At 63.1% G+C, this 8574-nt stretch carries 6 protein-coding genes and 1 rRNA gene; 4 read left to right on the plus strand and 3 right to left on the minus strand.

Going from position 1 to position 8574, the window contains the following annotated elements:
• Positions 1 to 106: 106 nt before the first annotated feature.
• Positions 107 to 1387 carry an FAD-dependent oxidoreductase gene (locus BMX85_RS29730; protein WP_090328493.1) on the minus strand — a complete coding sequence of 427 codons (1281 nt, stop codon included), beginning with the start codon at positions 1385 to 1387 and terminating at the stop codon, positions 107 to 109.
• Between the two features lie 120 nt (positions 1388 to 1507).
• Between BMX85_RS29730 and BMX85_RS29735 the strand changes: the two genes are divergently transcribed.
• Complete coding sequence (locus tag BMX85_RS29735; RefSeq protein ID WP_090328497.1) at positions 1508 to 1795, plus strand: hypothetical protein; 288 nt, start codon at positions 1508 to 1510, stop codon at positions 1793 to 1795.
• Positions 1796 to 1860: 65 nt separating this feature from the next.
• On the opposite strand, the gene BMX85_RS29740 is transcribed toward BMX85_RS29735, so the two are convergent.
• Positions 1861 to 3987 (minus strand): TonB-dependent receptor family protein, encoded by a 2127-nt coding sequence (locus BMX85_RS29740; protein ID WP_090328502.1) that lies wholly within the window; start codon positions 3985 to 3987, stop codon positions 1861 to 1863.
• A 204-nt stretch (positions 3988 to 4191) separates the two neighbouring features.
• On the opposite strand from BMX85_RS29740, the gene adh reads away from it, so the two are divergent.
• Positions 4192 to 5712 (plus strand): aldehyde dehydrogenase, encoded by a 1521-nt coding sequence (adh, locus tag BMX85_RS29745; RefSeq protein WP_090328506.1) that lies wholly within the window; start codon positions 4192 to 4194, stop codon positions 5710 to 5712.
• Between the two features lie 2 nt (positions 5713 to 5714).
• Positions 5715 to 6086: a DUF779 domain-containing protein gene (locus BMX85_RS29750; protein WP_090328516.1), complete on the plus strand. Its 372-nt coding sequence runs from the start codon at positions 5715 to 5717 to the stop codon at positions 6084 to 6086.
• A gap of 2 nt (positions 6087 to 6088) precedes the next feature.
• On the opposite strand, the gene BMX85_RS29755 is transcribed toward BMX85_RS29750, so the two are convergent.
• The gene (locus BMX85_RS29755) at positions 6089 to 8014 is read right to left on the minus strand and encodes a sigma-54-dependent Fis family transcriptional regulator (protein ID WP_229210735.1); all 1926 of its coding nucleotides are present in this window, start codon (positions 8012 to 8014) and stop codon (positions 6089 to 6091) included.
• Positions 8015 to 8509: 495 nt separating this feature from the next.
• Here BMX85_RS29755 and BMX85_RS29760 point away from each other — a divergent pair.
• A 16S ribosomal RNA gene (locus BMX85_RS29760) occupies positions 8510 to 8574 on the plus strand; the annotation flags it as partial.

Genomic DNA, 8574 nt, shown 5'->3' on the forward strand with positions numbered 1-8574 from the left:
TGATAGTGCTGCAACCAGTGTGAAAGTAGGTTATCGTCAGGCTAGTTATATTAAAAAGCCCCTTCCAATGATTTGGTCGGGGCTTTTTTTCGTCCGTAGATTTCGTTTATAAATTCGTTCCCAGCCGCTTTCCCAGACAAAGCAGCGTCAATGTCGGCGGCAATCCCCAAGGTCCGGGAATCACCGACGCATCGCAAACAAACAAATTCCGCGTGGTAGTCTGCAAATCGCCATCGACAACATCCCCAATGCGCAAACTGCCGCCAGAATGCGCTGCGAAATGCCAGCTCTTGAAGATCTTTTTCGCCCCGGCCGCACGTAGAATCTCGCGCGCCATGCCAACCCCGGTCGCCAACTTCGCCCGATCCGCGGCGGTCAACGTCTTATCCACCCAGCGCGGTCCGACACTCCCGCCAATATCGTCGCGTATCTTCACCATCAGAGTCAGCGTTCGCGAGTGCGCCATCAAGCGGTCGAGCCGCCCGACCTGCGCCGCGAAGGCCTGGTACATCGGCTTCGGCAACGTCATATCCGCCAGCGCGATACCTTCCTCGTGCATATACATCCCGGCCGCCATCGGCACCTCGGCGCCGCCGTCGATATCCTCCACCACGCCCATTACCGCGATCACCGGGTCGCTGAAGAAAGCGCTGCTTTCCGCGTGCAGGCCGGAGCGGTACAGGAGACGCGGACTGCCGATACCGCCACCGGCCAACACCACGTTCGCGCCGAACGCCTCGCGCATTTCACCATCGCGCCGATAGCGCACGCCGGTCGCACGGCCGTTCTCGACGATCACGTGCTCCACCCTGGCTTCATCGAGCAGGACGGCGCCAAGCTGAACGGCCTCGTCGATGAAATCGCGGGCGGTCCACTTGGCGCCGAACGGGCAACCATAGACGCAACGCCAGCAACCGGTGCGGCATGACTGCGGCCGGATCAGTTTGTCGAGCTTGCGCCAATCGAGCTTGCGCGCCAGGGCGCCTTGCTCGATGCGCTTGGCCAGCGGGCCGATCAACGCGTCCGGCAGCGGCGCCATCGGCAATTCCGCCCGCAGCGATTCCAACGCCGGCGCCAGATCGATGCCGTGGGCGGCGAACATTGCCAGCGGTGGCGGCGCGGCGGTGGCGAAGTTGATCGTGGTGGTGCCGCCGGCGGCGACGCCGCTAACCAAAAGCGAAGCGTCGCGATGAATGTAGGCGCCTTTGCCGGGCACGGCGGCGATGCCGGCCATTTGCGAGAGCGTCCCCTGCAGCGGCGCCGCGCTGCCTTGTTCCAGTATCAGCACACGGAGTTGTCGGCGCGCCAGTTCGCGCGCGACGCTGGCGCCGCCCGGTCCGCTGCCGACAACGATCGCATCAAACGGTTGGGCCACTTGCTGGTTCATGGGGATATTCCTATATGAGACGTTCACCTTAGCGCATTTCGTGCTCGCTTGCGCAAACACATAACCCGTTCGCGTCAGCGGGGCACTATCCAGATTCCACAACTTTGCAGGAGCGTTGACATGAGCGATACCAGCGAGCACAACAGAATGGCCGAAAAACTGACCGGACCGGTTTCAGCGGTATTGGATAAGCATCGCGCGACCATCATGCCCATGTTGGGCGGAAACTCGGGATCGATCACGCAGGCGGCACTGCGCAACGACGCGGCGGTGCGCAAGGTCGCGGGGTATTGTTATTTGATGCTGCCGGGTTTGGTGAGGCTGGCGGTCAGGGAGCCGGTGTTTGTCGATTTTGTGTTGGCCAATCGGGAGCGCTTGCTCGATAGGCTGGTGGAGCGGGCCGCGTAGGATTGGCGCAATCGGCCACGCAGGCATGGTCGGGCGCATGCATGGCCGGTTACGGCGTTCGGCCGTTAGAACTGGTATTGCGCGCCGGCGCCGACCAGCCAGTTGCGTTGCGGGGCCGCTTCGTAATAGCGCTTGTTGGTGTCGCCGACAATCACCGAGCCGACATAGTTTTTATCCAGCAGATTGTTCAGCCTGACGAATTGCTTGAAGCGCCAGCCTCGCCACTGCTGCTTGGCGCCGACCCGCGCATTCAATATGCCGTAGCCCGGCGCCGGCTGATCCACATTGCCATCGTCCGCGTAGATCTTGCTGCTGGCGATCGCTTCCAGCGCGGCGCCGTAGCGGTCGCCGTTATCCTTCCACGCCACTTCCGCATACGCGTTGGCGTTCGGAACGCCGGGCAGGCGGCTGCCTTCCAGCACCGCGCCGTAGCTCTGATCGTAGATCGCGCGCAAACTGGTCAATGCGACGCGCGTGCTCAAACCGTGGCGCCACGCCGAGTCGAGCGACACTTCCAACCCCTGCCGCAAGGTCTTGCTGGCGTTGCGATAACTGGTGCGCCCGCCGCCGCTGCTGTCGACCACCACTTCATCGGTGGTGCGGACCTGGAATACCGAGGCGTTGATGCTGGTGCGCTCGCCCAGCTTACTCTTGATGCCGGCTTCCAGATGCGTGCTCTCGGCCGGCTGCAAGCCGAAGTTGAAGCCGCCGCCCGTGCCGGAGTAGAACAGTTCGTTGAGCGTCGGCGTCTCGAAACCGCGCGCGGCGCTGGCGTAGACGTTGAGCATTGGCGACACGCGGTACAGCACGCCCAGCACCGGCGTCGTGTGGCTGTACTCCAGGCGGCCGCTGTCGTTGCCATTGCCGAGGAAGCGGTCGTCGACGGAAATCTTCACGCTGCTGCGGCGCAGGCCCGCGCTCAGCATCCACGGACCGGATTGCCACTCGGCCTGCACATACGGATCGAGATTGGAGACCTTGTCCTGCTCGTCGCGGCGCAGCGCCCCCTGAACGCCCAACCGGGCGCCGAGGAAGTTTTCATAGCCCTGGCGGCCATCGGTGGAGCGGCCGTATTCGACGCCGACCGTCGTACTCAGCTTGCCGCCGGCCAGCTGGCTGACGTGCATCCAGCTCAGGTCGGTGCCGTAGAAGTCGCGATCGAAATCCACCACGCCGCCCGAGTGCGTCGGCGGCGCCTGGAAGCCGCGCGAAAACGCCTGGTACTGGATGACTTCGCGATTACCGCCGTAGGCGGTCACGCGCAGCCGGTCCTCGCCGAAGCGCTGCTCCCATGTGGCGCCAACCTGGGTGTGATCGATGCTCTTGCGGGTGTTGTAGCGGTCGGCCAGCGTGCGCTTCGGCGCCTGGGTATCGGTGGCGTCGATTTCGCCCGCGCGCGGGTCGCGCTGGTAGGTGGCCCACGTCACGCCCAGTGGATCTTGCGTGTCGTCCTGGCGCAGCGCGTTGGCGACGATGGTCAGTTTGGCGTTGTCCAGCGGCTCCACGGTCAGCTTGGCAAACGCCTGGTCGCGCGTGGCCGCGCTGTGCGCGCGGTAGCCGTCGGTTTCGAAGCGGGACGCGTCGAGCACGTAGCCGACACCGGCTTGCTTGCCCTGCGCATTGAGGTCGGCCTTGCGGGTGCCGTAACTGCCGGCGGTGAGGCTGGTTTCGATGGTGGGCGCACCGTCGCCGTCGCGCGTGAACAGCTGGATCACGCCGCCCGAGTGGTTGCCGTAGATGGCCGAGAACGGGCCGCGCAATACTTCGATGCGTTCTGCCATGTCGAGGTTGAAGGTGGCGGCCTGGCCCTGGCCGTCGGGCATGCTGGCCGGAATGCCGTCGGCGATCAGCCGCACGCCGCGCACGCCGAAGGTCGACCGCGCGCCGAAGCCGCGCGACGAGATCTGCAAGTCCTGCGCATAATTCTGGCGGTTCTGCGCCACCAGGCCCGGCACCGCCGCCAACGCCTCGGAAGCGTTCACCCTTGCCTGGGATTCATGGATGCGGGCGGCGTCGACGACGTCGATCGCGGCCGGCATGTCGAAGACGGTGTGGCCGACCCGCGTGGCGCTGACGACGACGACCTCGACCGGCGCGTCGGCGCTGTCGGGCGAGGCGGCGTTGGCCAGGCTGGAAGCGCCAAGCGCGAACAGCGCGGCGACGGCATTAAGTTGAATTGGGGAACGCTTCATGTTTTCTCCGGATGGGCAGCCTGCAATATACCCGGCCGACGCAAAAAGTGCGCCGCGGTTGCTCCAGCGGTGTGTCAAAACTGAACACTGTCACACGCCGCCGACCGGGAAATCGGCCGCCATCCCCCTCGGCGCTGCTGGCACGGTGTTTGCGGAAGAAAGGTGGACACCAACACCACATCACCACAGCAGAAAGAGGACGACATGAATCTCGCAGACATCAGCAAACTGGGCGTAGCCAATCCCTTCAAACCACGGTACGACAACTATATCGGCGGCAAGTTCGTCGCGCCGGTCAAGGGCGAATACTTCGGCAACATCACGCCGATCACCGGCCAGGTGTTTTGCGAAGTGGCGCGCTCGACCGCTGAAGACATCGAACTGGCGCTCGATGCCGCGCACGCCGCCAAGGATGCGTGGGGCAAGACCTCGCAAACCGAGCGCGCCAACATCCTCAACAAGATCGCCGACCGCATGGAGGCGAACCTGACGTTGATCGCCACCGCCGAGACCATCGACAACGGCAAGCCGATCCGCGAAACCACCGCCGCCGACATTCCGCTGGCGATCGACCATTTCCGTTACTTCGCCGGCTGCATCCGCGCCCAGGAGGGGTCGGTGGCGCAGATCGATGCGGAAACCTACGCCTATCATTTCCATGAGCCGCTCGGCGTGGTCGGCCAGATCATTCCATGGAACTTCCCGATCCTGATGGCGGTGTGGAAACTGGCGCCGGCATTGGCGGCCGGCAATTGCGTGGTCCTCAAGCCGGCGGAGCAGACGCCGGCGTCGATCATGGTGCTGATGGAGATCATCGCCGATCTGTTGCCGCCAGGCGTGTTGAACATAGTCAATGGATTCGGCCTGGAGGCGGGCAAGCCGCTGGCGTCGAACAAGCGCATCGCCAAGATCGCCTTCACCGGCGAAACCGGTACCGGCCGCCTGATCATGCAGTACGCGGCGCAGAACCTGATCCCCGTGACCCTGGAGCTGGGCGGCAAGTCGCCGAACATCTTCTTCGCCGACGTGATGGACGCCGACGACGCCTTCTTCGACAAGTGCCTGGAAGGTTTCGCCATGTTCGCGCTGAACCAGGGCGAGGTGTGCACCTGCCCGTCGCGCGTGCTGATCCAGGAATCGATCTACGAGAAATTCATCGAGCGCGCGCTGGCGCGCGTCGCCGCGATCAAGCAGGGCAACCCGCTCGACGCCTCCACCATGCTGGGCGCGCAGGCGTCGCAGGAGCAGCTGGAGAAGATCATGTCGTACATCGACATCGGCAAGCAGGAGGGCGCCGAGCTGCTGGCCGGCGGCGAGCGCAACGTGCAGGGCGGCGACATGAAGGAGGGCTACTACGTGCGGCCGACGGTGTTCAAGGGCGACAACAAGATGCGCATCTTCCAGGAGGAGATTTTCGGACCGGTGGTGTCGGTCACGACCTTCAAGGACGAGGCCGACGCGCTGCGCATCGCCAACGATACGCTGTACGGCCTGGGTGCCGGGCTGTGGACGCGCGACGGTTCGCGCGCCTTCCGGGTCGGCCGCGCGATCCAGGCCGGCCGGGTCTGGACCAATTGCTATCACCTGTATCCGGCGCACGCCGCGTTCGGTGGCTACAAGCAATCCGGGATCGGCCGCGAGAACCACAAGATGATGCTGGACCACTATCAGCAGACCAAGAACTTGCTGGTCAGCTATAGCCCCAACGCCTTGGGCTTCTTCTGACCATGAGCGCGGCCATCGCCCGTGTCACGGCCACGCCGGCGGCGCTCGAGCTGATCGCCGCGCTGCGCGGCCGGCACGGGCCGTTGATGTTCTTCCAGTCCGGCGGCTGCTGCGACGGCAGCACGCCGATGTGCTACCAGGCGGGCGAGTTCAACATCAGCGATACCGACGTGTTCCTGGGCGAGCTGGACGGCGCGCCGTTCTACATGGGATGCGAACAGTTCGCCTACTGGGAGCACACGCAGCTGATCATCGACGTTGTCGCCGGCAACGGCGGCATGTTCTCGCTCGACAACGGCACCGGCAAGCGCTTCCTGACCCGCTCGCGCTTGTTCAGCGACGAGGAGGTGTCGCTGTTGAAGCGGCAGGCGTAACGCTATTTGAGGTTCGGTATTTTGCGGTATATCGTATTGCGCGAGATGCCGAGGGCGCGCGCGGCGGCGGAGACATTGCCGCCGTGCGCCGCCAGCGCCTTGTTGATGGCGTGTATCTCCATCTCCCCAAGATTGGCATCGACGCCGCCGTTGCCCGGCCGCGGCGACACTTGCTCGCCATCCTGTTCAACATCATCGAGGAAATCATCCGGCATATGGCGCAGACCAATCTCCTGCTCATCGCCGGCCATGACCACGGCCGTGCGCAGCAGATTGGTCAACTGCCGGAAATTGCCAGGCCAGCGATGCCGGCGGAACAGGCGCAGGATTTCCTCCGAAACACGATAACGTCCACTCTCCGCCTCGGTGGAGAGGATCTTCTTGACCACGCTCTCCAGATCGGTCCGATCGCGCAGCGGCGGCAGCTTGACCACCAGTCCGTTCAGCCGGTAATACAAATCCTCGCGGAACAAACCTTTGGCGATACGCTCGCGCAGATTGTGATTGGTCGCGCAGATCAGTTCCACGTTCACCGGTATCGACTTGTCGCTGCCGAGCGGCGTGACCACGCGTTCCTGCAACACGCGCAGCAGCCGCGCCTGCAGGCCGTATGGCATGTCGCCGATTTCGTCGAGGAACAGCGTGCCGCCATTGGCCTGAAGAATCTTGCCGATAGCGCCTTTCTTGCGCGCGCCGGTAAAGGCGCCGTCCTCATAGCCGAACAGCTCGGATTCGATCAGCGTCTCCGGGATCGACGCGCAGTTGACCGCGACGAAAGGGCTCATCGCACGCGGGGAATCGTTATGGATCGCCTGGGCCAGCAGCTCCTTGCCGGTGCCGGTCTCGCCCATGATCATGATGGGAATGTCGTGACCCAGCACGCGCGTCACCTTGTCGATCACCAATTCCAGTTGCGGATCGCCGGTGCGCAGGTAGCGCAGGCCGGACAGGCGGCGTTTGGCGGCCGCGGCCTGGGTGGCGCTGGGCCGTTCGGTGCGTTCCGGTTTCTCGTGCGTGAGCGATTGCTGGAAGACGCCCTTGCTCAGCCGAAGTTGGGCGCGGCCCGCCACGCGCACGCCGCTGTGCATGCACAGGTTCAGCAAGCCAGGCGACGCGGTGCGATAGTGCTCGTACAGCGCCGACAAGGGCAGGCCGAACAGGGAGCTGAAGGTATGCGACTGCAATTCCGCCGGCGACAGGCCCAGTTGGAACTGGCCGTTGCGGTTGGCCGCGAGGAAGCGCCCGCCGGGGCTGAACGAAGCGATCCCTTCCATCAACGTGCCGATGAACTCCGGCCGCGCGTGGAAATGCAGGGTGATCGAGTCTTCATAGGTGGCGGAGAATAGCTGGTTCTCGATCATCAGCGCGGACATGCGCACCAGCGCCATGGTGTGCTTGTGAAAACTGCGCTGGTCGCCGGAAACGTCGAGCACGCCGATGACGTTGCCCAGATGGTCGGCGATCGGCGCGGCGGAGCAGGTGAGGAAGTGGTTGGCCGTCAGGTAGTGCTGTTCCGCGTGGACCAGCACCGGGGCCTGCTCGGCGATCGCGGTGCCGATCGCGTTGGTGCCCTTGCTTTGCTCGGACCAGGCGGCGCCGGGCTGCAGCGCGACGCGGTTGGCCTTCTCAAGGAAGTCATCGTCGCCGAGGGAGTGGACGATCACACCGTGGGCGTCGGTCAGGATCACCATGTTGTGGGTGTTGACGATTTGCTGGTACAGCGTTTCCATCGCCGGCACCGCGTGGGTGTGGAGCAAGCGGTTTTGTTCGAGCAGCAGCGAGAGGTCGACGGTGGGGACGCGGCCCAGGTCGGCGGCGGAGTCCGGACGCAGTCCGTACTGCCGGGAGCGGCGGTGCGAGGTTTCGATAATCAGCGGCATGGTGTCTTCCCATGCCGTGCTCAGATGTGGCGCGGTGTGGCGTTCCATTTGTCTCGGTCTCCGGTGGCCGTTGGCGGCTCTGGGCCTTAATGTAGCACCATCCAAGTGCGGCGCGTAGCGCTCGCGGCGGTAGAGCAAAAATAAACCTTGTCAGTTCAATCCCGGCTTTGCTATAGTTCGCCCCCTCGCAGAACGACGCACACAAATGCGGCGCGAAACGAGAAAAGAAGAAGTGGTTGAGGGGTTGACGAAATAAGCGAAACGCTTCATACTCTTTCTTCTTCGCTGACGAACAAAACGATTTGTCAAGCGTGCAAGCAGTACCGAATAAAGTTCTTTAAAAATTAACAGTCGATAAGTGTGGACGTTTGATGAAAGTGCACGCGGAACCAAGGTTAAACTTAGTTCCGCGATACTTAAAATATCAAATGTTCACAAGAAGTAATGAAATAGGCGCTACGAAAGTAGTGGCCTGTCAGTATTTTGAGTGAGCGACCTCTTAGCAATAAGAGAGCCGGTAAAACGGCAAAAGTAACAGAGATTAAACTGAAGAGTTTGATCCTGGCTCAGATTGAACGCTGGCGGCATGCCTTACACATGCAAGTCGA

Origin of the sequence: Duganella sp. CF517 (assembly GCF_900110275.1) — a bacterium.
Lineage (GTDB): Bacteria > Pseudomonadota > Gammaproteobacteria > Burkholderiales > Burkholderiaceae_D > Rugamonas.